Below are 24,058 nucleotides of genomic sequence, written 5' to 3'. Positions count from 1 at the left end.
GAAGGCCGCAGGTCGGTTTTGTCACGTTGTTACGACTTAGTTTGTCGCGGACGTAAGACCATTAGCAACTGTGCGCGATGTCACGCTGAGCAGGTCAAGGTATGTTGGCACTGGGCCATCAGGTTCGCTCAGGCTGTCTACATAGAGCACGCCACCGTATGCCACGCCAGTTTCACGGGCCACCTGTTCGGCGGGAGCCGTATTGACAGTACTTTCACAGAACACGACGGGAATGTCGTTATCATTCACACCGTCGATCACGGCACGAACCTGTTGCGGCGTCCCCATTTGGTCGGCGTTCATTGGCCAAAGGTATAATTCCTTCATGCCGAAATCGCGGGCAAGATAACTGAACGCACCTTCGCATGTGACCAACCAACGGTTTTCTTCAGGGATTTCCGCAATGGCAGCACGTAGAGGCTCGATGGTGCTACGCAGTTCTTCTTTATATGCTTCGGCGTTCGCCGCATAAATCTCCGCGTTACCAGGGTCTTGTTCAGAAAAGGCCGCAACAATGTTGTCAATGTAGATCAGCGCATTGTCCAAACCCATCCAAGCATGCGGATTTGGCTTACCCTCATAGCTGCCGCCTGAGATCGAAATCGGGTCGATACCATCCGTCAACGTCGCGGATGGCACGTCGTCCATATTGCTGAGGAACTGTTCGAACCAAAGTTCCAAGTTCATACCATTCCACAAAATCAGATCGGCGTCGGAAGCGCGTACAATGTCTTGCGGTGTCGGCTCGTAGCCGTGAATTTCAGCGCCCGGTTTGGTGATCGAAACCACGTCAGCCGCGTCGCCCGCAACGTTCGAAGCCATGTCCGCAAGGACCGTAAAGGTCGTCACAACCTTCATGCGGTCTTGGGCAAAGGCACCGGTTGCAGAGATCGCAGTGATCGCCGCGATAGATGTCGTTTTTAGAAATCGGGATAGCATTTAGTTCTCCTCTGGATGAAATCTACGCCATGTAAATGCAAATCAGTCGCAACTGTCAAGCGCAAATGAGAACTATTTGCAACTATGGTCAAAGGCTGCATTATAGAATAATAAAGCCCCAGGAGACGACTATGACAGACCAGCCTGACAGAATCGAAAGCATGTTACGTGACGCGGGCATTCGTGTGACGTCACAGCGCCGCACCGTCATTGCAGCTTTAGTCCAAAGCCACGATCACCCAACCGCAGAAGACGTATATGCCCGCGCCAAGTCGGTCGACAGCAGCGTGTCGTTTGCCACCGTTTACCGCGCGCTCGCAACGCTCGTTGATGCCGGTATCGTTCAACGCCTCGCGGTCGACGATGGCCCTGCCCGTTTTGAAATGGCACATGAAACAGAACATGACCATTTGGTCGATGTGGACAATGGTGAGGTGCTGGAATTGGCATCTGAAGAGTTGGCCACCTTAAGATCACGTCTGGCTGCTGAGCTTGGCTATGAAATTCTCAGCCAACGTTCGGTTTCAAGGGTGCGTAGGCTCAAGAAGTCTTGACGCTATCCAATGCAAGCGCATCATGACCAGTCAATCGACAGGACCACAACACTCATATTTTCCGCCAATGCATTTTAACAAACTGCTTGTATAGCATTGGATGACTGCAAGGAGTTTTAAACGACGTCTTCACAGATCGTTTGAGTTCATTAAGCCTCGGTACAGCACGTGTTCAGACGGGATGGCCTTGCTGCGTCCGTTCCAAAGAGCAGACCTTAAGTGCTTTGCAAAATTTCGGCTCGGTTGTCTCAAGGATAATACCCAGAAAAGGCACCCTCTCCTTGATTTTCGATACAAATTTGGGAAAATTCGATAAAATTTAGGGATGCTATAAATAAAAGACCCGCTAAGTCACTGTTATAAATTTGTTTATTATGATGTGAAACCCAAAGGCGGTTCGATTCCAGGGTCGCCCACCATTTACCTTCTTATCAGTGACTTAGAACGCTTTGACTTCCGGTGCGACAAACTGGTGAGACAATTCCATGCGTCATGCAGCCTATCTAAGCACCTCAAGACACGGCATTTTCTACTTCCGCTTACCAATTCCGACCCGCCTGCACCCGAACCGCAATTGCACTGATATGAAGCTATCGCTCGGGACGCGATGCCCGAAGGTTGCGGCGCACTTGTCTCGAAGGCTCATCGTCGCTGGACAATTACTGCTGGCGCCCCCCACGGTGCAAGCCATGAAGTACACCGACATTCGCCGACACGTGCAAAACCATTTCCGCAAACGGCTGGCCAGCTTCAAAAAACATGTAGCTACGGCTGGTCCCATTTCCGATGATAGAGTGCGGGGCCTGCAAGCTGTCATACGCGCCGCTGAGAGCGACCAAGAGACGTTCGTTAGCACACCTACATAGACGACGAAGATAGGCTCCTGAGCGATTTCTGTGAAAAGGAAGCCATCACAGAAAAGCTAACCGCCGAAGACCGACGCCTGATCCTTCATGATTTCCAGCGAGCGCACTTGCAGACCTCCAGAGCGGACCTTGAATACAACGCTCGCTATTCTGAGTTTGAACTTGAAGACGCCCTCGCTGAAACCCAGAATTTCAGGGCTAAGTCGCCGACTGCAGAACACCGAATAAGCGATGTCACTGAACTCCATATGGCAGAGGGTGAGAGGTCTAACCTGTGGGTTGCAAAAACCCTTACCGAAAAACGCGATGCGCTGAACCTGTTATCACAGCTTACCAAGAACATGCCGATGGGCGATTTTACTAAGGCTGACGCACGCATGGTTAAAGCGGCATTGCACAACCTACCGAAGAACAGAAACAAGTCCCCTGCTACAAAAGGGCTGTCGCTCGATGACATGTTGAAATTAAAGGGCCTGCCCAAAGCCTCCATCCGGACATTGAACGGCTATGTCAGCCACTTTCAGACATTCTTTAATGTACGTCGTCAGGGTTTTTGGCACCAAAGGCGGCTTAAATTAAGAGAGCGTTCGGCTCATCTGGTTGGTGTCATTATGTGGCGTGCAGGCTGTGATGCAAGCGGCGCGCTTCGAGTGTCTTTCGTTTGATCCTTTCCCTTTGTTGTAGAATGGCTTTGTCACGGCCGAAGTAGACGTCAGACGGCGTGACGTTGTTCAGACTCTCGTGGAAGCGCTGGTGGTTGTAGTGATCGACGAATGCTTCAATTTGGGCTTCAAGATCACCTGGCAGGAAGTAGTTTTCCAAGAGGATGCGGTTCTTCAAGGTTTGATGCCATCGCTCGATCTTGCCCTGTGTTTGCGGATGATATGGCGCGCCGCGAGAATGCTTCATGCCTTTCCCTTGCAACCACTCAGCCAGGTCACCGGATACGTAACTGGATCCGTTGTCGCTCAGCAGCCGTGGTTTGTGAACGACGTGAACCTGATCACAGCCGGACGCCTTAAGGGCCAAGTCGAGCGTGTCAGTCACGTCCTCAGCCCGCATATTGGTGCAGAGTTTCCACCCTCTCGGGACATTGCTGCGCAATACCCTGCCGGGCAGCGGAGATGATGTAACGGCTGTAATCGTCTAGGATCGTACTGAGATAGAACCAGCCCCATCCCAGAACCTTGGGATAGGTGAAGTCAGTTTGCCAAAGCTGGTTGATCGCTGTGGTTTTGTCTTTGAACGCACTGGCGGCTTTCATGACGATGAAGGCTGGGCTGGTGATCAGGTCATGCGCCTTCAGCATACGGTATACGGAAGCCTCTGATACGAAGTAGCTTTCCTTATCTGTGAAGGTCACTGCCAGTTCACGCGGTGACAGTTCTGTCTCTTCCAGCGCAAGGTCCACAACCCGACGTCGCACCTCGTCAGGAATACGGTTCCAGACGTGCTTTGGCTTGGGAGATTGGTCTTGCAAGCCAGCCTCACCACGCTGCCAATACCGATCATACCAACGGTAGAATGTGGTGCGTGGAATGCCGAGCTTGGCCAAAGTCAGGCGGGCCGGCAGATGCGACCCCTCGACCAGCTTGATGATCTCCAGCTTCTCTGATGCGGGATACCTCATTCGTGGTCGCCCCCACCGTCGAACATGCTTTTTTTGAGCAAGCGGAGTTCAAGTGTTTGCTCCGCAACGACTTCCTTCAGATCACGTGCTTCACGGCGCAGATCCTTCACCTCGTCGGTTGTGGCGGCGCGGGCGGTATCGCCCGTAAGGCGCTTCTTACCGGCCTCCATAAAGTCCTTGGACCATTTGTAGTAGATGCCTTGGGAGATGCCTTCACCCCTCTCGTGCATGTAAACATGCACTGCCGGGCAGTGGACCACACAGCTCGGCAATGCTGTCTTCCCCACGCAGACCGTCTAAGACGATCCTAATCTTCTCTTCAGATGAATAATGCTTGCGGGTCGCCCGTTTGATATCTTTGACGATCTTCTCGCCCGGGCTTTTGCGTGTTCCAGTTGTCTGTCTCATGTCCCACTCCTCAGTGGTTACGATGAGCCAACAACACTCTCTTATCAAATATGCCTATTTGGACCCAGAAGCGCTGACGTCAGACACTTTAAAGTTGTCTGAAAAGTTCCGTCGCTTCGTCATTCTCGTATCCATTCATTCGTGTTGGATACACCTTAGCACGCTGTCCGAATTCGCCGGACCACTTCACACCGCCCGCCCGCCCGCCCGCCCGCCCGCAGCGAAGGTCTCCGTTCTGCCCCTTTTGTCAACAACGCCATGATATGCCGCCCACCACGGCCATCTCCAACTTTCAGCAACTCTCTTTGCCTTGCTAAACTCTGCGATGTCCCACCTACACGATTGGACTCGCGACAGAGAATCGTGTTCCAGTTGATGTGTAATAATTTCCGTGCGATCCGCCCTAGCAGCGGGACGGCTGTTGGCGTCTTACACGACCCGTTGTTCACGCAACGGATTGAGATCAGATTAAACGATCAACGGACCCCTTCCTAAATAGGAAGGGTGCGTTGGGACATTTCAAGTTTTCGACAAGTTTTAGAAAAGGAGTTTCAGTTGCAACTATTGAAAAAGATCTATGTTGGGTTGATGTTGTTGACACCAATGACTGCACTTGCGCAAGATTTTGAAGCCGGCCTAGAGGCATACACCACAGGCGACTATGCGACTGCAAACGAAAATTGGCGCCCATTGGCCGAGCAAGGCGATGTCGTTTCTCAGAGTTATATTGGCCAAGCCTACCTTTGGGGTCTTGGTGTTCAAATCGACGAGGTTGAAGGTCTGAAATGGCTCTTCCTTGCCGCTGAAAACGGAGATGCCAGTGCGCAAGAAGCAATCGGTCAACATTATCTTTCTGATTTGGAAGATTTTGATCGCATGGTTATTGGCGCAAAGTGGTACGAAATGGCTGGCGAGCAAGGCCATATCGGTGCGCAATACCAGCTGTATGAAATTTATATGAATGGCTACGGTGTTGAACAGGATTTAGCCGTGTCCGAAATGTGGCACGAGAGGTTCATTGCGCAGCTGGAACCAGATAACCCCTACTTGCTGTTTCTGGAACACGTTGAGCAAGGGAGTGGAGAAGAAAATCTTGCGATGGATCACTGCGACCTCATCCTTTCTGAATTCTTAGTCGGTTCCTGGTTCCCAGTTCCTGACACCGAACGGCGCCGTATGCACAGATTCACGTTTGGCGCGGATGGATCGCTTGAAGTGGGTGACGACAGCGGTCCTTTGCGGCCTTCCAGCACCTGGGAAATTTCGAACGGTGAATTGCAGCTGAACGATCGCCTGCCGGGCCGGTTGGAAATTCTGCGTGACAGTATAATGTGGGGTGGCCTTCGATATGTGCGCGAAACCTGGATTTCTGAAAATGGCGTCCTTCAAGGTGCCTTTGAAGGGCATGTGCCTGAGGAATGTAATAGCGGTCTGCCCGCATTCATCATGGGCTCTTGGATGCCAGTGCAGAATTCTGGTACGGGCCAAACAGAGGTTCTTACCTTTAATCCCAATGGCACGTATGTCAGGTCAGACGGCATATCGAACAGATCCGGCCCGTGGAGCGCTCGGGATGGCTTTTTACGCTTGGATGATTATCTCGAGAGTGTAGCGCTGGAGATTATCGACGACAGCATCATTCTTTCAGGTGTCCGCCATGAGCGGTACAAGCTGAATGACGAGGGCTATAACATTCAAGAATTTGTCGGTGACTTTGAACCACGTGGCGTCTTCGAACCTGAAAGCGAGATCACGGTCGGCGAGTATTCACTTCGTCGAATCTCGCTCGGTGGGAAAGATGGCTTTATGCCAGCCACTTCTGAGGGATTTGAACCCGCCGTTTATGTGGAGTTCTGGAATGAATCTGAAGAGATCAAGATGGACGAAGCAGGAAACGGATACCGCGCTGATCAATTAAGGTTTGAAGTGACATCATATGAAGTCAGCTCAGAAAAGCTTTCTTTTCGTGGCTACAATGAAGTTTTGGGCGACATCTTTTTCTCGGCCGAATTCGACGGCCTACGCGTAGAAAGTCAGATGAACTACCGTGTGGCTGGCGGTGCGCGCCCCAAGAATGCGGACGAGCCAATCCTTATCGGCGACATGATGGTCGGCGGACACATTTTTTATGAAGTCCCGTTTGAACTGACCTTCTTACACTAAGCGCGACTTCGAGACGTCAGACTTTTGCATCCGAGTACCGCCCCTACCGAAGATAATTTTCTGCGTTTTCACCCTCTAAGATGCACAGAATATCAGCAGAACCAGTTCGGTGTCCCAAACGCGGCACCGAACAAAACAATTTGGAAACGAAATACTCATGAAACACCTTCACTTGAAGACCTTGGGGGTGGCACAGTTTGCTTACCTCTTCCTAAGCTCAGCAGCGGTCGCTACCCCCCTGCCCAACGGCACATATTCGGATACTGACTTTGGCACAGTTGAGATGAGCTGTACTGAAACGGGGTATTGGAACTGCACAGCGACATACGAGGAGGGACAGTCATTTCTTTTCGTAGACCGAAACGCTGTTGAAGGTCAGTACTTTGGCTATTGGGCGGAACCTGAATCAGACGCCCCTTGTGATACGATCGAGGATTTCGGCGAAATACGAACCGATGCCTGGGGTCAGCTGGAAATGTCCTTTGATACCCAGAGCGAAAGCTGGGAGGGGTCATGGAGCTATTGCGATGAGCCGCTCACATACGCATTCGATGGTACACGCGGGGCTAAGACCGAGGTGGAAACCGCCAAAGAATCTCTTACCGCTCAAGGTGTTTGGGACAGCTGGACTTCTCTGTTTGCGGCCACTCCAGGTTTCTCATCAGTTGCACGTTTGGACATAACTGACAGTAGCCTGATTATCAGCGATTATACCTTAACAAGAAATTTGCAAAATGACAGCCTATCGATCTCCGTACCCGAGATTGTCCTTACCGAAATCGATGATGGGTCCGTAACTGTTACGATGTCAGACGTGTATTCTCTATCGCTTCTGAACGGAGCAAATGACAACAGAATTGAACTGACGGTCAGCCAACCTGAAATGGAGTTTGTTGTGTCAGGCAGCGAAAGCAACATGTCCTACATTCTTTCTGCCCCGACGACGGATATTACGTTGGAGGCAACCCGTTCCAACGACCTTACTCTCGATCTATCGCTATTGGGTTTCTCAGGCGCCGTAAGCTATGATCAAACGAGCGGTCTATCGCTGGAATCGTTCCTTGATTTGGAAATGATGAATTTCGATATCAACTTTGCACATCCGGATACGGGCCAAGGCTTCCTTATGAACGGGAGCCTTGCTGGCTTCGCATCCAGCATTCAAGGCAACCTCGGGAGCATGCTCGCGGATACGACCATTGAACAAGGATTGAGTACAGATTTCACAGTTGCCGGCAACATCACTCATGGCGCGGTATCGTACAACACGGCAACCATTGCGAGCACTCCTTCGTTTGCGTCTAACGGAGAAATCGCGTCAGGCATGCTGAATCTTGAGATTTATGAGAGGCAACTTTCCACAAGCGGCGGCTTCAACGGGGTCGCGCTCGCGCTATCCGGGTCAGATATGCCCTTCCCTCCGATAAATGCTGCTTTGGATGAAAGTGCCTTCAATTTCATAATGCCACTTTCAAAAAGCGATTTCCCAAGTGAATTTGCTATGCTGGTCAGGCTTGTCGGTCTTTCCGCAAACGATAACATCTGGGGTATCTTTGATCCAGCAGGTGTCCTGCCCCGTGACCCTGCCACACTGGTCTTGGATTTTTCAGGCATGGGAAATTGGCTGATCGATATCTTTGCCCCTGACGCCCAAGAGACAACGTCAGGCGGAATGATGGGGATGATTCACTCAGCCTCACTCAATGAACTGATATTGAGCGCTGCTGGCAGTGAATTGACTGGCAAAGGTGAATTCACTTTCGACTATAGCGACATGACGACGTTCGCTGGCTTGCCAAAGCCAACAGGCGCCGCCAATCTGCAGTTGATCGGTGGCAATGGTCTGCTGGATAAGCTGATTGCGATGGGCGTGGTGCCAGAAGAACAGGCCATGGGCGCTCGCATGATGATGGGGCTTTTCGCCACCATAGTTGTAGGTTCAGAGGATACAATCACCTCGGAGGTCGTGATCGAAGAAGACGGATCAATCTTCGCGAATGGTCAACGTTTGCAGTGAGCACGCTCCTTTGGCACGGCGTGTTTCAGCCGTGCCAAAGGATATCTCGCCAGTTGTGGGTTCGTGTTATACGTCTCCCCACTCTACAGGTGCCATCTTCGCTAACGAAAATGAAGAGATTGAAGATTGGCTGATTGCTTTGACCAAGGCCCGTAAGAACTGGGGCTTTGGATTGTGTTACCCATCGACCGACAGGGTATTGCGAAGCAATGTCCCGAGAGGTTGTATCTGCGCAATGTGAAAGGGTTCAAATGGAACCATAAACGGGTCCGCCGGATTTATTGTGAGCTGGAGCTGAACCTGCGGATCAAGCCCCGCAAACGGCTTAAGCGTGAGCGCCCCGACCCGTTGTCAGTGCCAGATCGACCAAACCAAGTGTGGTCTATGCCTCGCCCGATAGGCGATTGCGAAGCAATCTGCAGAAAGGAACTTTATGGTAGACCAGTTGTGGAACGGGAAATCGTTCAGGACATTGAACATCATAGACGACTTCAATCGCGAAGGTTTGGCCATTGACGTGGGCTTCTCACTGCCAGCAGCACGGGTTGTGCGCAGCCTTAATCAAGTCATCCAATGGCGCGGAAAGCCCGCGATGATACGCGTGGATAATGGCCCTGAATACGTCAGTTCAAAGCTGCAGGAATGGGCATCAAAGCATCACATCACCCTATGCTACATCCAGCCAGGAAACCCCAACAGAATGCCTATACCGAGCGATACAATCGGACGGTTCGCCCCTCTCTTCGATGCTTAGCATCGACTGCCGGGCAGTTAATGAAAGGCTCGGAACACACATCTTTCACAGCATTCAGGAGGTGTTTCGTAGCTGCAATACTGAGCGTGATTTGAGCCCACTTTTAGCATCCCAGATTGGAGGCTGATTGCGAATAATCGTCAGGTGATGTCATAGATGCTGTGGTAAAGCCTGAATTATTCGCGTGGAATATATCCCGGATCAATTTGCCTACATGGATTAGTTCCCCACGCGGCATCCGCAATTTCACGGGCCCTAACGTTAGATTCTGGCCCTCTGTAATTGACTATCGCTATCGGGCAGGCATGGTCTGACCCAAATTTCATGATGTCCAAGCGTTGTGCCGTATATTCATCCGGTCCATAAATTGTCCGGAAAATAGCAGCGAACGGTGTCCAAACCCCATCCACTGCCTCAACCCGCCACTCAATAGTTATCACGTCTTCATCGTTGGCAAACAGATCACCAAAATGGCCGCTCACTGCCCACTTATAGTTGGGGTTTTCATTATCGTCACCAAAAAGGCCGCTAACCCACTTATAGTTGGGGTTTTCATTATCGTTTTCAGTCAAATAATATTCTGTTACAGGCGTGAAATATGAAGCATGTTCATTCCTCTCAACCAAGAAGTCCGGTCCATTCTCCATCTCGCATCTTGATAAGACCCGCCACTCGCCGGTTCTCACAAGAGGGCAATCCTCAAACTTAAACTGATCATAATTGCTGGATATTTGACCCTGCGCAAATGCTTCTCCGACAAATATTAGGTTTGTGGACAAAAGCAGTGTTAAAACAAGGCTAGTGCGAAGCATAATAAGTCCTTAATTCGGTTTGAATTTACAGCAGGTAACCACAAGCTCTCTGACTATTGCGTACGCTTAAAAGAAAAGCATTACTAGTGTAGCGTACCCTACTCCAAAATGAGGAACTGCAGTTTTGTCCGCACAGCGGACCTCGGTGCAACGCGCAGCGAAAGTCCGCAATCCGCCCTTCATGTCGATATGTGCGCAACGCAGCATTTGTCACAAACGGCCCAAACCCGACCTTGGTGCAACGCGCAGCGAACGGCAGCAAAGAGCCCAGAGTGACCTAAGAAAAACCCGTGCTGGCAATAGCTGTTTTGCCTATTTCAGCCCCGTCACAACATTAACGGCATCTTGATAAACAATCTGATCATCGACGACTTGGCCTCTTAATGTGTGGGCGACATCAGCGATAAGGGCTTCTTTTTCTTCATTGGGAAGGCTGTGAAAAGCGTTGGCAATGGGCATCGATCCGAGGTGTAGCGGCACGAACGTTGCGGCCAAGGGGACTTTGATCGACAGTTCTTGGCGAGCCACAGTAACATTACGAAATCCGGCTTCGGAAAGACCAGCAATCAACCTATTTGCTGAGGGTGTTTGCCTCTGGCCGCGTTGCTTCTTCGCAATCTCAGGCGAGATAAATTTTTCGACAGCGGAGCAGAGGGCTTTGGTATAGGCACTGTGGCCATCCCATATAGACATCGCGATGCGCCCCGACGGGGCAAGCACGCGGTAAAACTCTTTTAATGCGGCAGGCTGATCAGGAAAGTAGTGGTAGCCATGCTGGGATATGACGGCATTGAAACTGTCCTTCGGCAATCCTGTTCCTATGACATCGCTTTCTATCCAAGTGATGTCCATGTCGTCGGCTAGTTCCCGTGCCTTCGCGAGCATGCCTGCATTGATATCCAATCCAGTCACTCTTCCGTCGCTGCCGACATCCCGCTTGGCTATCCGGGTGGTGACGCCGGTGCCGCAAGCAACATCCAGAACCGTTTCGCCAGTTTTTAGGGAAACGAAGGTCAGAAGGGCTTCGGCCCAACGTCCAAACCACAGCGGCACCATACTATTTTCATAAATTTCTGGTGCGCTGCCAGAGAGTTGAAATGACATAGGACGTTCCCCCTTACCCATCCTCTCTGACCACATGGTGCAGAAAGAAGGCATACCTTTAACGTTACGGGATGGGGTCATCCATCGTCAACTTCGTCCGCATTGCGGACTTCTGTCCATGTTGCAACGAATGACTACATTCCGCCCTGCGTGCCGCGCTGCACTGCAGTGTACGTCGTCAGGGTTTTTGGCACCAAAGGCGGCTTAAATTAAGAGAGCGTTCGGCTCATCTGGTTGGTTTCATTATGTGGCGTGCAGGCTGTGATGCAAGCGGCGCGCTTCGAGTGTCTTTCGTTTGATCCTTTCCCTTTGTTGTAGAATGGCTTTGTCACGGCCGAAGTAGACGTCAGACGGCGTGACGTTGTTCAGACTCTCGTGGAGCACGTTGTCGCTCAGATCCAGTCGGCAGAACCAGCGGTAAGCAAGGTTCAGGTGAACCTCTTCGCAGAGGCGACGCTCAGAGCGGATGCCGAGGCAATATCCCACCAACAGCATGCGAATAAGCAGTTCCGGATCAATCGAAGGACGGCCTGTATGGCTGTAGAAATCGGTGAGATGTTGGCGAATGCCGGACAGGTCGATAAACCGCTCAATGGATCGCAGCAGATGATCTTGAGGAACGTGATCATCAATCGAAAACTCATAAAACAACGCGCCTTGTGCCTCTTGTTTCGGTCCCAACATCGCAATTACCCCTTGTTGTCAGGAACAATTGAATTAGGGGCCAAGCCTCAAATCAACAAGAGTTTTTCAACAGAATAGGCCCATCGTTGCCGTTCAACGGGAGCGTCGATGCCGCAGTGCAGCTTTACCGAAGCGGACATTGATCGAACTTGCAGCATTTTTGCAGGTAGGAAGGCGGCTCGGCGGATAATTTGAGCTTTCGCTGCGGGAGCGCCAATAACCGCTTTGTCGGCGCGAGGGTTCAGTTCTCTGTTACTGTCAAAATCCAATCTGTAATTTGATCAAGCGAGTGTTCGGCAAATGCTTTTTGCCCCATCCCCAAAAAGATATACTGCAGATACCAAGGCCATTGGGACGGGAGTTGGTAGTTGAATAGATCAGCGCGCAGCAAGCCGTGCGTGGCATTGTGCACCAGAACGACCTGCCGAATATCGCTGAGCGGCATTAGTTGTTCGCGAAATATTTCTGAGTCGTTGCGCGTGTCAACATTCAGGTCATCTTCACCCCAGATAGCGAGCACAGGACCGTTCATGTTTGGTATGCTCTGCGTACTATCTTCCCAGTACGCGCCAGCAACAAATCCAAAGCGTTCCGCCTCCATTTCAGGGCTCGATGACGGGTCCGCTGACACGCCAAAAACTATATCGTTGTCGCGCATGCGGTCAGCCAAACGCTGTTCTATCATATCTGCTGGAACACCTTGCGAAGTGAGCTCGATCCGATTGAAGTATGTGCCCTGATCGCGCCACGAAACCGCTCCACCAACGATGACTGTAAACGATGGAACAATACGGTTTGCGACGCGTGGAAGAACCCATCCAGCCTGTGAGAAGCCCAGAAAACCAACGCGATTGCCTTCAATACCATCTAGTCTGGAAACGGCTTGCAATGCGGCAAGCGCTTCGTCTGCGCGATCATCCATTGTTTGGTTCAGCCAGTTGCCGGTGCTTGTTCCGACCCCAGCCTTGTCCCATGAAAACACCCCAATACCGGCATCGGTCAACGTACTGATAAGCGGAAGGCCCCCCCCATTTGAAAAACGGTCTTGCGCACCATCCCCGTGGACGATGATGGCGATGGGCGGGGCAATGATATCTTTTGGCATAATAAGGGTGCCTGACAACACAGCGTCGTCGACTGCGAAAGTAATTTCCCTTTGCGTGTGTTCGGATAGGTCAAAGTCCGATAGTCCCCGCAGCACCCAAAATACTGCGGCAATGCTGACTGCAACAACGATCGCTGCTGCGTAGATGAATGCTCTTTTCATTTCACTGAACCTGTATGCTTTCAGACTATTGGTTTTTGGATAAACTATCAACGTTTTGCACCGATCATCCTGACGTTGGCCGACGCCATGTTTGATCGCTGCTGAGCCATGTTTTTCCAACACCGGCCCGTGTCAGGTACCAAGCCAGATCGACTATTTGAACAGGCGAGAATGCGGCACCTATGGCCATATCCACCGCTTCATCGAGGTTGGCACCAAAATAAACGACTGCTTCAATGGTTCTGTCGTTCGCAAGGACAAGCTGGAGATGCAGGGTCTCGGCAATATCTGAATTATATATGAAACCAACATACTCTCCTTCGACCTCAGTTGGCCGCAACTGCGTGACCGTTGGTGTGGGGCCTTCTTGCCACCACTCTGCATTACTTTGACTGCTCCAAGCGTCGTCACCTTCGGACACCTGCATCAAAGTACCGCAAAGCCCATCGTCTTTGTCGTTACTGCATGGCGCGATGTTAATAGGGGACAGTTCATCACCTAACAGCCAGACGCCTTCAATCGGGTCACCGAATGTCTCGGCGGGTGGATCCTGCGTCATTGTGCAGGCCACAACCATGTTAAACGAGAAGACGACGGCGATGGCGCGGCTTGCGCCTAAAGTTATTCGAAACATTGTACTGGTATTTCCTAATAAGATGATGTGAATGGATTGCTCATGAGCCACAACCAACTGGCAAAACGGTGGTTTGTTGCCATTGGATGGGCGCCTGATCACTGATGTGCAGGATCAACCAACCTGAGGTGACAGATACTTTCAGTGAGTGATTTTGTAGCGTTTCGAGATCAAGGATGCGGCCATTGTTCCAATCACTGGTTTCAGCTTCGGGCAGCAGCTCCCAGAAAATGGGTAGCCCGCATATCTCTGTGGCCCAAATTCTGATGCTGGGATCATTAATGCCAACGATCACTGCGCAAAGACTAATTGAGCCTACGCCACAGGCACCACTGGCAACTGTCAGCGATAGGTCTTGGGTCAACCAAAGGGCTTCTGGGGGCGTTTTTGGTAATCCAAGGACGATGTCTTGGAAGGGTTGTTGATCGCCAGAAAGCGCAGGGTTCCGATGAGCGAGCGCAGCAATCTCAAGCACCGCTCTGACCTCCGTAACTGCATATTGCCTGTCATTTGGGTAATACGCACGCGGGGGCAACTTCGCGAGAAGTTCATTTCCCCAACTTGTGAACAGTAAAGAAAGGACGAAGAAAACGCTGAATACGGCCAACGTGATTGGTGTTTTTGACATAGTCATTGGTCAGCCTGCGGTTTTGACAAATCAGAAGGCACCGCGTGGTTGATCCGTTTCATAATCTCTGACAAGCGTGACCAGCCCTGAAGCGCCATCGGGAACGCGAGAGCTGCGTCAACAAGTTCCCATGAATAGGTGACGATCGAAAAGATGGTGCCCGATGTGATCGTCAAATTGGCAGTCGCATACCAAAGGTTGAAGACCACCAATCCAAGAAGAACGACAAATATCGCACCATAGACGATGGATTCCGTATCAGATATCCGCACCTCGATACGGCGCAACCGCGTCAGATGGGTTGATAGGCTTTGCGGTTTTCGTGTCTCAAGAATGCCAACCTGCCGTTCTGTCTGCTGGTTAAGTTGGCCATTGAGCCGATAGAAACGACCATGCGACAGACTGTATATTGCCAACATCGTCGCCACTGCGCTCGCCCCTGCCAGCGCCAACACGGGGTCAAATGTATAGAGGACGATGACCGAGATGATGAGTTGGACAAGCGATGTCATCGCCAGCGGCAGGTCAGCCTCAAGAAAATCTGCCAGCTCGCGTCCCATCCCTAGCCGGGCATTCAACGTCGATACAGGTAGGTTGGCCGCGCGTGCAGCCTGGGTTTTCCCCATTTCAACACGCACAGTGCCGAAAACACGCGTATCGTAGGCACGACGGATCACGCTGACCACAATCAGCACTGCTAGCACCGCGATCAACTGGAACAGTGCTTGCGTATCACTAGCCAGTAGCCCGTCGATCGCAAAACCGATGAAAAGTGGAACAAGTGCAGTAAGGGCGACCTCAAACAAGATCAGCATCCAGGTAAGTGCTATGCGCCAGCGGAACGCCCGCAAAAGTGCCCGAACAGTCAGGGGGCCATCATTCAACATCACGATATCCTAGCCTTCTGAATTCTGGGCGGTAGCCGCAACCCCGGCGGGAAAAACCGCAGTCCGGATATCTTCAGCAATGGCTATTAAAACCGGTACAAGGATGAGCATCAGGGCCGTGCCAAAGATCTCACCAAAGGCCAGAGATGCGGCTGCAGGGATAAGGTACTGCGCCTGCTCAGAGGTTTCAGTCAACAAAGGAAGAAGGCCAATAACTGTGGTCGCAGTGGTTAGAAAAATTGCCCTAAACCGCCCGACACCAGCTTCGTGCAACGCTGCGATCACATCCATTCCTGACGTGCGATTTTGGTTGTAGCGCGTGATCAGCACCAAACTGTCATTCACCACCACACCGGTAAGCGCGAGCATACCAAAGAACGAAAACAGCGACAAAGGCAGCCCCATGATCAGATGCCCAATCGCGGCACCGACGAAACCGAATGGTATGATTGCAAGAATAATGAAGGGCTGCGAATAGGATTTCAGCGGCACTGCCATAAGCACGTATATAAGCACGGTGGCCAACAACAACGCCCGCAAAAGCCCACCCTGAATTTCTCCCATCTCTTCTAGTTCACCCCCAAAGGACACCTGAACGGATGGGTATTTTTGCGCTAGAAGCGGCACCATTTGCTCTGTCACGGCCTGGGCAACCTCTGCCGGGGACACAACTGAGCGGTCAATGGCGGCGGCCACGGTGTTAACTGTTTGACCGTTCAAGCGGTGTGTCATACCCGCGACATAGCCGCCGTTTACTTCAGCCACGGTTGTTAGCGGCACCCAGGCACCAGTATCGCTGCGCAGTCGAGTTTGCAGCAAATCGTCAACCGTATTGCGCGCAGGGCGGGCGTTCTGGACCAGCACCCGTATTTCTGAACTATCGCGGCGAATGCGCTGCACCTCTGCGCCGCCAAACGCATACCCAATCTGACTGGCGAGCGTTTCTGCGCTGAAACCAAGATTGCGGGCCTCTGGGCGGATTCGCACGCGGAGTTCGGGCTGACCACCCGCCATGGTATCGCGGATATTACTGATCCCATCGATGCCAGCCAAAAAACTGCGCAGTTCGGTGCTGGCTTCACGCAGCAGGTCGGGGTCTTTCGACAACAGTTGCAACTGAAATCCACCACCCAGCGACTCTGAGGCTGTAAATTCTAACTCAGTGGCGCCTTCGATTTGTCCAGTTCGCCTTTGCCATTCACGTGCGATGCCCAAAGTCTCAACGCCCGGCCTTTCGATCACAGGGGACAGTTCGGCATAAATCTGTGCGCTTTCGGCACCCGAAATTATGACGAACATGGTGCGGATCGGCGGGGTATCTAAAGCGGCACTTTCCTGCAGTTCAACGTTCAGTTCGTTGCCCAGATCTTCAATCCGCTGAACATTGTCACGGGTGAGTGAAAACGGCGCGCGCGAGTCCATCTCCAAATTAACGGTAATAATTTGCCCGGGCACATCCGGGAAAAACACTGTCTTGATTGTGCCTTTTCCAATCAGGCCCAACCCAAGGAGGCCCGCAGCAAGAAACAGGACCAACACTGCATACCGATGACGTAATGAGGCATGGAGAGCGGGCAGATAAAGGCTATCGCGCACCCAATTCAATCCAGCCTGCGCTGCGTCTTGGACTTTTGCCCAGCCCCGCGTCAGTAAATATCTAGGCTTTGCATCCAGTTGTGTATGCGCCAGATGAGCAGGCAGGATGAACTTGCTTTCGATCAGCGAAAAGATCAACGACAAGATCACGATCCCCGAGAAACCCGCCAGCACTTTGCCGAGTGGATTATCGATCAGAAGCATTGGAAAGAAGGCTGCAATAGTGGTCAACACACCAAAGACAGTTGCAACCGCAACCTTGTTCACCCCGTTTTCGGTTCCCACGATGGGGTCTTTGGTCTTACGGCGCTCCTCGTACACGCTTTCACCCACCACAACGGCGTCATCAACAAGAATGCCAAGCGCGATGATCAGTCCGAACGTGGTGACGTCATTCAGCGAATAATCCACCCACTTGGTGCCGGCCACCGCCAGCGCCCCCATCACTGAGATGGGAATTCCCATTGCGACCCAAAAAGCCAAGCGAACATTCAGGAAAATCGACAAGACAAGTAGGACTAGCAGCAACCCCTGCACCCCGTTCGAGGTGAGTAGGCTTAAACGATCTGAGATATAGCTGGCGCTGTCCCCCCAGACGGTGGCCTGAATGCCGGATGGCAATTGGGGGGAAAAGTCTGCGACGACACGGTTCACCACTTGGGAGATTTGCAGCAGGTTTTCTTTTTGCCCAATCAGGATTTCCATGCCAACGGTTGCATCACCATTCAGGCGAAACAGGAAATCGCCATCAACAAATGTATCCGTGATAGTGGCAATATCGCTTAACGGCACGGTTGAACCATTTGCACGCTCAATTACCGGTAGCATTGCATAGTCCCCAGCGTATCGGGCCCGATCATCAGCACGCAGGTAGATATTGCCACCCGCTGTACGCAGGGTTCCCGCCTGAAAATCTATAGAGTTCGCCTGAATGGCACTTACGACATCCGAAACCGTCAGGTTAAGCTGGCGAAGACGTTCAGGAAAAACCTCAATACGCATCTCGCGCGGGATCAGGCCCCAGATGTTAAGACGTGACAGTTCCGGCTGAGACAATAGATTTTCCTTCAACCGCCGTGCCAGCGTCTGAAGCGTTGCAGGGTCGGTATCACCGTGCAAGTTCACGTAAAGTGCTGGGAAATCAAATCCCGCAGCGTCAATCACAGGCCGACGCACATTGGCTGGCAGACCCGTTATCGCATCAATACGCAAGCGCACTTGGTCCAGCAGACGTTGCAGGTCTTGCCCACCTGCGCGGCGAACACTGACAAAAGAAGTACTGTCGCCAGATCGCGAAGTTACGCTGCGAACACCTTCAAGACCTTCTAGGGCCTGTTCGATCTTTCGGGTGACAAGTTCGTCGACTTGCTCGGCGGGAGCGCCGTTGTATTCGGTCGTGATCTGGATGCTGTCCGGCGGAATACGGGGAAAACCTTCGATCCGTATCGTAAAGGCAGTCAGGACGCCCATAAAAAGGATCAGCGCCATCATTAGGTTCGCTGCCACAGGGTTGCGAATGAACCATCCGGTCAATGCATGCATAGCTTAATCCTCCAGGCTATGTGGTGCGACACGCTGGCCGGGGAGGAACGAAGCCAGCGGCGTGATTGCAACGCGCTGCTTATGGTCACTTTCAGGTGCCGTGATCACAATCTGATCATCGAGCCGGAACAATATATCAGGTGTAAAGCGCATTAGCTGGTCATTTTGATCAACAAACCACACGTGCCCAGTTCTGGTCAGCGCGGTGCCTGGAATACTCAAGGTGTCTTCGAGAACGCGCCCCGTCAGAAGCACCCGCAGGAAGTCACCTGACAAAATAGGTTGGTCGTTAGTTTCGCTCACTTCAAGAAATACGCGGTATTGGCGGGTGTTTTGATCAAGGAAACCACCACCTTGCCGAACGATAGCTGTCCCCATCGGCGTCCCGATCGTATCTACAAGTTGCACAACTTGTTCGGTAATTGGGTGATCCAACAAGGCCCAGCTTTCACGTGACAATTCGGCCGTCATTTCAAACTGCTTATCATCCACTAACTTCAACAACGGCTCTCCTGCAGTCACTGTTTGGCCCAGACTGATCAGCCGCTCCGTGATGAAACCTGAAAATGGCGCGGTGACAGTGGTATCAGCAAGCTGCTGCTGTGCCGCGCGAAGCTGTGCTTCAGCAGAAGCTACCCCGCGTTCTGCGATCCTGAGCTCTGGTAAATGTAAGGCTAGGTCATTTGGTGCGCTGGTGGTGTCGCGTTCAAACTGACGCTGCGAGACGGTTGTCTTGTTTTCGGCTTGCAGCAAGGCAAACTCCGCCTCTGCCAGCGACAGCTCTGCTGCGGCCACTGCCGTGTCATACTGGGTGCTTTCTATCTGGAATAGGACAGCGCCAGCGGGAACCTGCACACCTGCAAGAGCAGCCTCGCGTACCTCTACAATCCGGCCACCAACGGCGGCCCGGATGTCAGCTGACCAGCGTGGATGTACTTCGGCAAAAGTTTCAACCGAAGCGGTAACATCGCTGACAGCCAAATCCCTGACAGAAACAATTTGCAGCGCAGCTGGAACGTTGGCTTGCGTGACGTCCGCCGTATCTTCTGTTAAAACCAGAATGGTCCCGACAGTTACTAGCAAGGCCGCTGAAAGCAATATCCAAATCCCGCGCCGCATTCGCGCTTTCCCGGCTAGTTCGATTTGGTCTGCCATCACTGTTTTCCTACTTCACATGTTGCGTGAACCGCCCTACTTCATGCCCAGAAGTATAGACATCCCGCGAACGAACGATCGTTCGCTAAGCCCCTAGCCCAAGAAATATAGATATGCAAGAGCCCCCAATCGAAACAAAACGCGACAAAGAACTAAAGTCTCGCCGCGCTCATATTCTTGAGGCGGCGCTAATGAGTTTCCTTGAAAAAGGGTATCACCAGACCGGTGTCCGCGACATTGCGAAACGCGCAGGCGTGAGTTTAGGAAATCTTTACAATCACTTCAGTGGCAAGCACGCAGTGTTGGCAGAAATCGCTGCCTTAGAACGTGAAGAGTTCCAGCCGTTCCTGACCGAGTTGAGCAGCGATGAGGCACCATTGAAAGTTCTCGAAGGTTTTGTGCGCAACTATCTCATCCATCTTTCCGCACCGGAGAATGTGATTCTTAGCCTTGAGATCGCTAGCGAGGCTGTGCGAAAACCTGATATCGCTAAAATGTTCTTGGAGAACCAAAATGCTTTGCTTGATGCATTGGCCGTCCTTTTGGCGCGTGGCGTAAAAGACGGTTGTTTTCGTTTGTTGCCTAACACCCGAGAAGCAGCGAGTCTGATCTTGGACGCGATGGAAGGCAAAGCGTTAAGGGCAACCTTGCAAACTGGTCAAACGACGGTTGATCACACAGAGCTATGGGACTTCATCAAGAATGCGATTACTTGTCCGCCAAATTAACAGATGTGATTTACCCAACCCACAGTGTCTTTTGTAATCCACCCGAATATACTGCATATGAACCTCGAATTATGAACTCGCGTCTCAGCCCTTAGTGCTCCAAATCTTCCTTTGGATAACTGCCATGTCAGACGTCAGCGCTTCTGGGTCCAAATAGGCATATTTGATAAGAGAGTGTTGTTGGCTCATCGTAACCACTGAGGAGTGGGACATGAGACAGACAACTGGAACACGCAAAAGCCCGGGCGAGAAGATCGTCAAAGATATCAAACGGGCGACCCGCAAGCATTATTCATCTGAAGAGAAGATTAGGATCGTCTTAGACGGTCTGCGTGGGGAAGACAGCATTGCCGAGCTGTGTGGTCCACTGCCCGGCAGTGCATGTTTACATGCACGAGAGGGGTGAAGGCATCTCCCAAGGCATCTCCCAAGGCATCTACTACAAATGGTCCAAGGACTTTATGGAGGCCGGTAAGAAGCGCCTTACGGGCGATACCGCCCGCGCCGCCACAACCGACGAGGTGAAGGATCTGCGCCGTGAAGCACGTGATCTGAAGGAAGTCGTTGCGGAGCAAACACTTGAACTCCGCTTGCTCAAAAAAAGCATGTTCGACGGTGGGGGCGACCACGAATGAGGTATCCCGCATCAGAGAAGCTGGAGATCATCAAGCTGGTCGAGGGGTCGCATCTGCCGGCCCGCCTGACTTTGGCCAAGCTCGGCATTCCACGCACCACATTCTACCGTTGGTATGATCGGTATTGGCAGCGTGGTGAGGCTGGCTTGCAAGACCAATCTCCCAAGCCAAAGCACGTCTGGAACCGTATTCCTGACGAGGTGCGACGTCGGGTTGTGGACCTTGCGCTGGAAGAGACAGAACTGTCACCGCGTGAACTGGCAGTGACCTTCACAGATAAGGAAAGCTACTTCGTATCAGAGGCTTCCGTATACCGTATGCTGAAGGCGCATGACCTGATCACCAGCCCAGCCTTCATCGTCATGAAAGCCGCCAGTGCGTTCAAAGACAAAACCACAGCGATCAACCAGCTTTGGCAAACTGACTTCACCTATCTCAAGGTTCTGGGATGGGGCTGGTTCTATCTCAGTACGATCCTAGACGATTACAGCCGTTACATCATCTCCGCTGCCCGGCAGGGTATTGCGCAGCAATGTCCCGAGAGGGTGGAAACTCTGCACCAATATGCGGGCTGAGGACGTGACTGACACGCTCGACTTGGCCCTTAAGGCGTCCGGCTGTGATCAGGTTCACGTCGTTCACAAACCACGGCTGCTGAGCGACAACGGATCCAGTTACGTATCCGGTGACCTGGCTGAGTGGTTGCAGCCTGATCTACGGTGCCAAGGGATATTTCTTGGATCAGTTAGAGTATCGCGACTTTGTTACGAGTATTTTTGCACGGCGAGGTACAGAAGCGACAACCTTTCGGGCTGCATTAAATATTCTGGCCAAGGTCTTTAACTACGATGAATCGGTGCAAAGCTTGTTATTTTTGGTTATGCAGCATTGCGAGCTCCCTCATAAGTTATCAGCGTTAGAGGGCTTGGTTAATTCACGCGATTACACACGGATTTCAAGCCGGGTAAAGGAAGAGTTGTTCTCGCCTGCGCTACTGGATTTTAGGCTGTATCTGGCTCAGAAGGCTTACGAGGAACCTAAACGAGCTCTAATGTACAACTTTTTAAATAATTCAGCCATTGTACTTTCAGAGTCGTTGCGAAGTCCATTCTCTTTGCTCGATTTTGGAAACCCCATCGATGACGACGAGTTAGTTAAGCTGATCGCCTATTTATTGACGATCCATACAGCGTCAACTCCAAACGTAAAAACGAGGCTAGATACATTCGAAGGAAACCTAAAAGACCTTCGCAGACGGCTCCGAGAGGATTCCAGGCAATTCAAATCTGCTTTAAAAGCAAGCGCGGTCAAAAGACATAGGTTTGATCAAGGGCTTCCAAGTTGGGTGAACGATCTCAGTGAAAATGGACGTATTTTGATCCAACAGTTGGCACTTGCTCAAACATACTCAGGCATTCAGTTCCAATACGCAGGCCCGCTGGCGTCATCAAGAATGACATGGACACCTTTCTAAGCGAGTCCAACCGTGCCCTCATTCACAAACGGCTTTTGCTGACATCCACAGACCTGATGAGTGCGAACGCCATCCGAACTTGTGATCATCAAGAAAAAGATGTTGTCCGATTCATGCTTCAAAACTTTGAGGAAGCGGCAGTCAACTACCCTGAGCACATCTCAGAATTGAACAAAGTTAAACCAAAGAAGAAGCCCAAGCCACGGGACCATCAAAGAGAAGCTATTGATGCAACTGCTAAGGGGCTGAAGACCCACGACCGTGGTCAACTTATTATGGCCTGCGGAACTGGAAAGACGTTCACGACGCTTTGGATCAAGGAACAACTCCAAGCCAACACCACTTTGGTCCTTCTGCCGTCACTCAACCTACTTGGGCAAACCATGCGAGAGTGGACAGCAGCATTTAACCAACCCTTTGATGTTCTCTGTGTGTGTTCTGACAAATCTGTGGGGCGCATGCTCATCATAGGTATCGGAGCCGCCATCTGGGTAGTGCGCGGCCTCTCTGATTTTGATCTCATTGGACATAACGTCAGCGAAGTCTCGTTTGAACTTGACGACGCGGTGTTGTCAGGATCATTGGTAATGCCCAAAAATGCCAAGAGCCCACCCATCGCCCTTATCGTCCACGGGGATGGGGCACAGGATCGTTTTTCTGATGGTGGAGCTCTACCCCTCATCAACACGCTGGTCGATGCTGGTATTGGCGTCTTTACTTGGGACAAGGCTGGTGTCGGGCAGAGTACGGGCAACTGGCTAGATCAAACGATGGAGGATCGCGCAGGTGAGGCATTGGCGGCATTTCAGGCCATTTCCGCGCTGGATAATATAGGTGTCGACCAAATTGGTTTCTTGGGGTTCTCACAGGCAGGCTGGGTGCTACCGCGTGTAGCAAAACAAATGACGCCAGCATTTACAGTCCTCGTCGGTGGGGCCGTGTCTTGGCGTGATCAGGGCACTTACTACAGGCGCGTCAGAATGGGATCAGAGGGTGTCGCTGAAGAGGAAATCGAGCAGCGTTTGGCAGATCGGGTTCTCCGAAACGATGCCTTGTTTGATGCATCCGTTGCACCACCGCCAACGACAGACATGGATCCTGCACGATTTAGATTTGTTGCAGGAGCATATTGGGAAGACTCCACTGATTTCATTTCAGGCATGAAGGGTCCCATACTTGCCATCTGGGGTCAGGATGATCTGAATGTTGACGCAGGTTCGGACTCAGTAACCTTCCAAGAACAGCTGATGCCACTCACTGAAAATAGACAGGTTGTGATGGTACCAAACGCCACGCACGGCTTGCTTCGCGCTGATATTTTCAACTACCAACTCCCATCCGATTGGCCTTGGTACCTTCAGTATGTGTTTTTGGGTATGGGCAGAGATGCTTTCAATCAGCAATCGCTCGATCAAATCGTACATTGGGTCCACGCTTCTGTGGAATGACGAGCCCAGTTACATCTTAGCAGTAAGCAAAGCGGACATTGGGCCAAATGGGTGGCTTGGTCGCTTCGTCCGCAGTGCAGACACCCACGCTTCCCGTAGCGAAGGGCCGCTTCCCTGAAGGTTTTTCGATGCG

17 protein-coding genes and 4 pseudogenes are annotated in these 24,058 nt (G+C 51.8%); 10 read left to right on the top strand and 11 right to left on the bottom strand.

Annotation, left to right across the window (positions count from 1 at the left end; genetic code table 11):
• Nucleotides 1-36 precede the first annotated feature (36 nt).
• Nucleotides 37-939, bottom strand: coding sequence for a metal ABC transporter substrate-binding protein (locus OAN307_RS07125; RefSeq protein WP_015499110.1), 903 nt, complete (start codon nucleotides 937-939; stop codon nucleotides 37-39).
• Nucleotides 940-1,070: 131 nt separating this feature from the next.
• On the opposite strand from OAN307_RS07125, the gene OAN307_RS07120 reads away from it, so the two are divergent.
• The 3 genes from OAN307_RS07120 (at nucleotide 1,071) to OAN307_RS27820 (ending at nucleotide 3,024) form a co-directional block, all read left to right on the top strand.
• Entirely contained in the window at nucleotides 1,071-1,493 is a 423-nt protein-coding gene (locus OAN307_RS07120; protein ID WP_044043363.1) for a Fur family transcriptional regulator, read from the top strand.
• A 485-nt stretch (nucleotides 1,494-1,978) separates the two neighbouring features.
• Nucleotides 1,979-2,359: a DUF6538 domain-containing protein gene (locus OAN307_RS31165; RefSeq protein WP_015499108.1), complete on the top strand. Its 381-nt coding sequence runs from the start codon at nucleotides 1,979-1,981 to the stop codon at nucleotides 2,357-2,359.
• 107 nt (nucleotides 2,360-2,466) lie between these two features.
• On the top strand, nucleotides 2,467-3,024 hold the full coding sequence (locus tag OAN307_RS27820) for a hypothetical protein (protein ID WP_144055529.1): 558 nt from the start codon (nucleotides 2,467-2,469) through the stop codon (nucleotides 3,022-3,024).
• Here OAN307_RS27820 and OAN307_RS07105 read toward each other — a convergent pair.
• Nucleotides 2,969-4,397, bottom strand: a pseudogene (locus tag OAN307_RS07105) (IS3 family transposase). The gene OAN307_RS27820 and the pseudogene OAN307_RS07105 sit on opposite strands and share 56 nt — an antisense overlap.
• Nucleotides 4,398-4,901: 504 nt before the next feature.
• Between OAN307_RS07105 and OAN307_RS25125 the strand changes: the two are divergent.
• The 3 genes and pseudogenes from OAN307_RS25125 to OAN307_RS26015 form a co-directional block, all read left to right on the top strand.
• The gene (locus OAN307_RS25125) at nucleotides 4,902-6,560 is read left to right on the top strand and encodes a tetratricopeptide repeat protein (protein WP_144055528.1); all 1,659 of its coding nucleotides are present in this window, start codon (nucleotides 4,902-4,904) and stop codon (nucleotides 6,558-6,560) included.
• A gap of 157 nt (nucleotides 6,561-6,717) precedes the next feature.
• The gene (locus OAN307_RS25120; RefSeq protein ID WP_015499104.1) at nucleotides 6,718-8,577 is read left to right on the top strand and encodes a hypothetical protein; all 1,860 of its coding nucleotides are present in this window, start codon (nucleotides 6,718-6,720) and stop codon (nucleotides 8,575-8,577) included.
• Nucleotides 8,578-8,671: 94 nt separating this feature from the next.
• Nucleotides 8,672-9,458: pseudogene (locus tag OAN307_RS26015) on the top strand (DDE-type integrase/transposase/recombinase); the annotation flags it as partial.
• Between the two features lie 49 nt (nucleotides 9,459-9,507).
• Here the strand turns inward: OAN307_RS26015 and OAN307_RS07080 are convergent.
• From OAN307_RS07080 to OAN307_RS07040, 9 genes and pseudogenes are all read right to left on the bottom strand, one after another.
• Nucleotides 9,508-10,143 (bottom strand): hypothetical protein, encoded by a 636-nt coding sequence (locus OAN307_RS07080; RefSeq protein WP_015499103.1) that lies wholly within the window; start codon nucleotides 10,141-10,143, stop codon nucleotides 9,508-9,510.
• A gap of 312 nt (nucleotides 10,144-10,455) precedes the next feature.
• Nucleotides 10,456-11,247, bottom strand: coding sequence for a class I SAM-dependent methyltransferase (locus OAN307_RS25110; protein ID WP_015499102.1), 792 nt, complete (start codon nucleotides 11,245-11,247; stop codon nucleotides 10,456-10,458).
• A 381-nt stretch (nucleotides 11,248-11,628) separates the two neighbouring features.
• Nucleotides 11,629-11,931: pseudogene (locus tag OAN307_RS30675) on the bottom strand (transposase); the annotation flags it as partial.
• 241 nt (nucleotides 11,932-12,172) lie between these two features.
• Nucleotides 12,173-13,198, bottom strand: a complete 1,026-nt coding sequence (locus tag OAN307_RS07065) for an alpha/beta hydrolase family protein (protein ID WP_015499101.1) — start codon at nucleotides 13,196-13,198, stop codon at nucleotides 12,173-12,175.
• 64 nt (nucleotides 13,199-13,262) lie between these two features.
• Nucleotides 13,263-13,832 carry a hypothetical protein gene (locus OAN307_RS07060; RefSeq protein WP_015499100.1) on the bottom strand — a complete coding sequence of 190 codons (570 nt, stop codon included), beginning with the start codon at nucleotides 13,830-13,832 and terminating at the stop codon, nucleotides 13,263-13,265.
• A gap of 40 nt (nucleotides 13,833-13,872) precedes the next feature.
• On the bottom strand, nucleotides 13,873-14,307 hold the full coding sequence (locus OAN307_RS07055) for a DUF2147 domain-containing protein (protein WP_144055527.1): 435 nt from the start codon (nucleotides 14,305-14,307) through the stop codon (nucleotides 13,873-13,875).
• Nucleotides 14,308-14,462: 155 nt separating this feature from the next.
• A complete protein-coding gene (locus tag OAN307_RS07050) occupies nucleotides 14,463-15,347 on the bottom strand; it encodes an ABC transporter six-transmembrane domain-containing protein (protein WP_015499098.1) in 885 nt (294 codons plus the stop codon).
• 9 nt (nucleotides 15,348-15,356) lie between these two features.
• Nucleotides 15,357-18,485, bottom strand: a complete 3,129-nt coding sequence (locus OAN307_RS07045; protein WP_015499097.1) for an efflux RND transporter permease subunit — start codon at nucleotides 18,483-18,485, stop codon at nucleotides 15,357-15,359.
• A 3-nt stretch (nucleotides 18,486-18,488) separates the two neighbouring features.
• Entirely contained in the window at nucleotides 18,489-19,640 is a 1,152-nt protein-coding gene (locus tag OAN307_RS07040; protein WP_015499096.1) for an efflux RND transporter periplasmic adaptor subunit, read from the bottom strand.
• Between the two features lie 113 nt (nucleotides 19,641-19,753).
• Between OAN307_RS07040 and OAN307_RS07035 the strand changes: the two genes are divergently transcribed.
• From OAN307_RS07035 to OAN307_RS07015, 4 genes and pseudogenes are all read left to right on the top strand, one after another.
• The gene (locus OAN307_RS07035) at nucleotides 19,754-20,368 is read left to right on the top strand and encodes a TetR/AcrR family transcriptional regulator (RefSeq protein ID WP_015499095.1); all 615 of its coding nucleotides are present in this window, start codon (nucleotides 19,754-19,756) and stop codon (nucleotides 20,366-20,368) included.
• Between the two features lie 211 nt (nucleotides 20,369-20,579).
• Nucleotides 20,580-21,708: pseudogene (locus OAN307_RS26005) on the top strand (DDE-type integrase/transposase/recombinase); the annotation flags it as partial.
• 31 nt (nucleotides 21,709-21,739) lie between these two features.
• The gene (locus OAN307_RS07020) at nucleotides 21,740-22,477 is read left to right on the top strand and encodes a hypothetical protein (protein ID WP_015499092.1); all 738 of its coding nucleotides are present in this window, start codon (nucleotides 21,740-21,742) and stop codon (nucleotides 22,475-22,477) included.
• Complete coding sequence (locus OAN307_RS07015) at nucleotides 22,462-23,925, top strand: alpha/beta hydrolase family protein (RefSeq protein ID WP_015499091.1); 1,464 nt, start codon at nucleotides 22,462-22,464, stop codon at nucleotides 23,923-23,925. The genes OAN307_RS07020 and OAN307_RS07015 overlap by 16 nt, the downstream gene beginning before the upstream one ends.
• Nucleotides 23,926-24,058 lie beyond the last annotated feature (133 nt).

The sequence above is a fragment of the Octadecabacter antarcticus 307 genome, assembly GCF_000155675.2.
Classification (GTDB): domain Bacteria; phylum Pseudomonadota; class Alphaproteobacteria; order Rhodobacterales; family Rhodobacteraceae; genus Octadecabacter; species Octadecabacter antarcticus.
This window is presented reverse-complemented; position numbering and strand designations above follow the sequence as displayed.

Bases quoted from the DNA above. Each gene is read 5' to 3' on its own strand.
- OAN307_RS07125 (WP_015499110.1), bottom strand. From the start codon at position 939: ATGCTATCCCGATTTCTAAAAACGACATCTATCGCGGCGATCACTGCG.
- OAN307_RS07120 (WP_044043363.1), top strand. From the start codon at position 1,071: ATGACAGACCAGCCTGACAGAATCGAAAGCATGTTACGTGACGCGGGC.
- OAN307_RS31165 (WP_015499108.1), top strand. From the start codon at position 1,979: ATGCGTCATGCAGCCTATCTAAGCACCTCAAGACACGGCATTTTCTAC.
- OAN307_RS25120 (WP_015499104.1), top strand. From the start codon at position 6,718: ATGAAACACCTTCACTTGAAGACCTTGGGGGTGGCACAGTTTGCTTAC.
- OAN307_RS07080 (WP_015499103.1), bottom strand. From the start codon at position 10,143: ATGCTTCGCACTAGCCTTGTTTTAACACTGCTTTTGTCCACAAACCTA.
- OAN307_RS25110 (WP_015499102.1), bottom strand. From the start codon at position 11,247: ATGTCATTTCAACTCTCTGGCAGCGCACCAGAAATTTATGAAAATAGT.
- OAN307_RS07065 (WP_015499101.1), bottom strand. From the start codon at position 13,198: ATGAAAAGAGCATTCATCTACGCAGCAGCGATCGTTGTTGCAGTCAGC.
- OAN307_RS07060 (WP_015499100.1), bottom strand. From the start codon at position 13,832: ATGTTTCGAATAACTTTAGGCGCAAGCCGCGCCATCGCCGTCGTCTTC.
- OAN307_RS07050 (WP_015499098.1), bottom strand. From the start codon at position 15,347: ATGTTGAATGATGGCCCCCTGACTGTTCGGGCACTTTTGCGGGCGTTC.
- OAN307_RS07045 (WP_015499097.1), bottom strand. From the start codon at position 18,485: ATGCATGCATTGACCGGATGGTTCATTCGCAACCCTGTGGCAGCGAAC.
- OAN307_RS07040 (WP_015499096.1), bottom strand. From the start codon at position 19,640: ATGGCAGACCAAATCGAACTAGCCGGGAAAGCGCGAATGCGGCGCGGG.
- OAN307_RS07035 (WP_015499095.1), top strand. From the start codon at position 19,754: ATGCAAGAGCCCCCAATCGAAACAAAACGCGACAAAGAACTAAAGTCT.
- OAN307_RS07015 (WP_015499091.1), top strand. From the start codon at position 22,462: ATGGACACCTTTCTAAGCGAGTCCAACCGTGCCCTCATTCACAAACGG.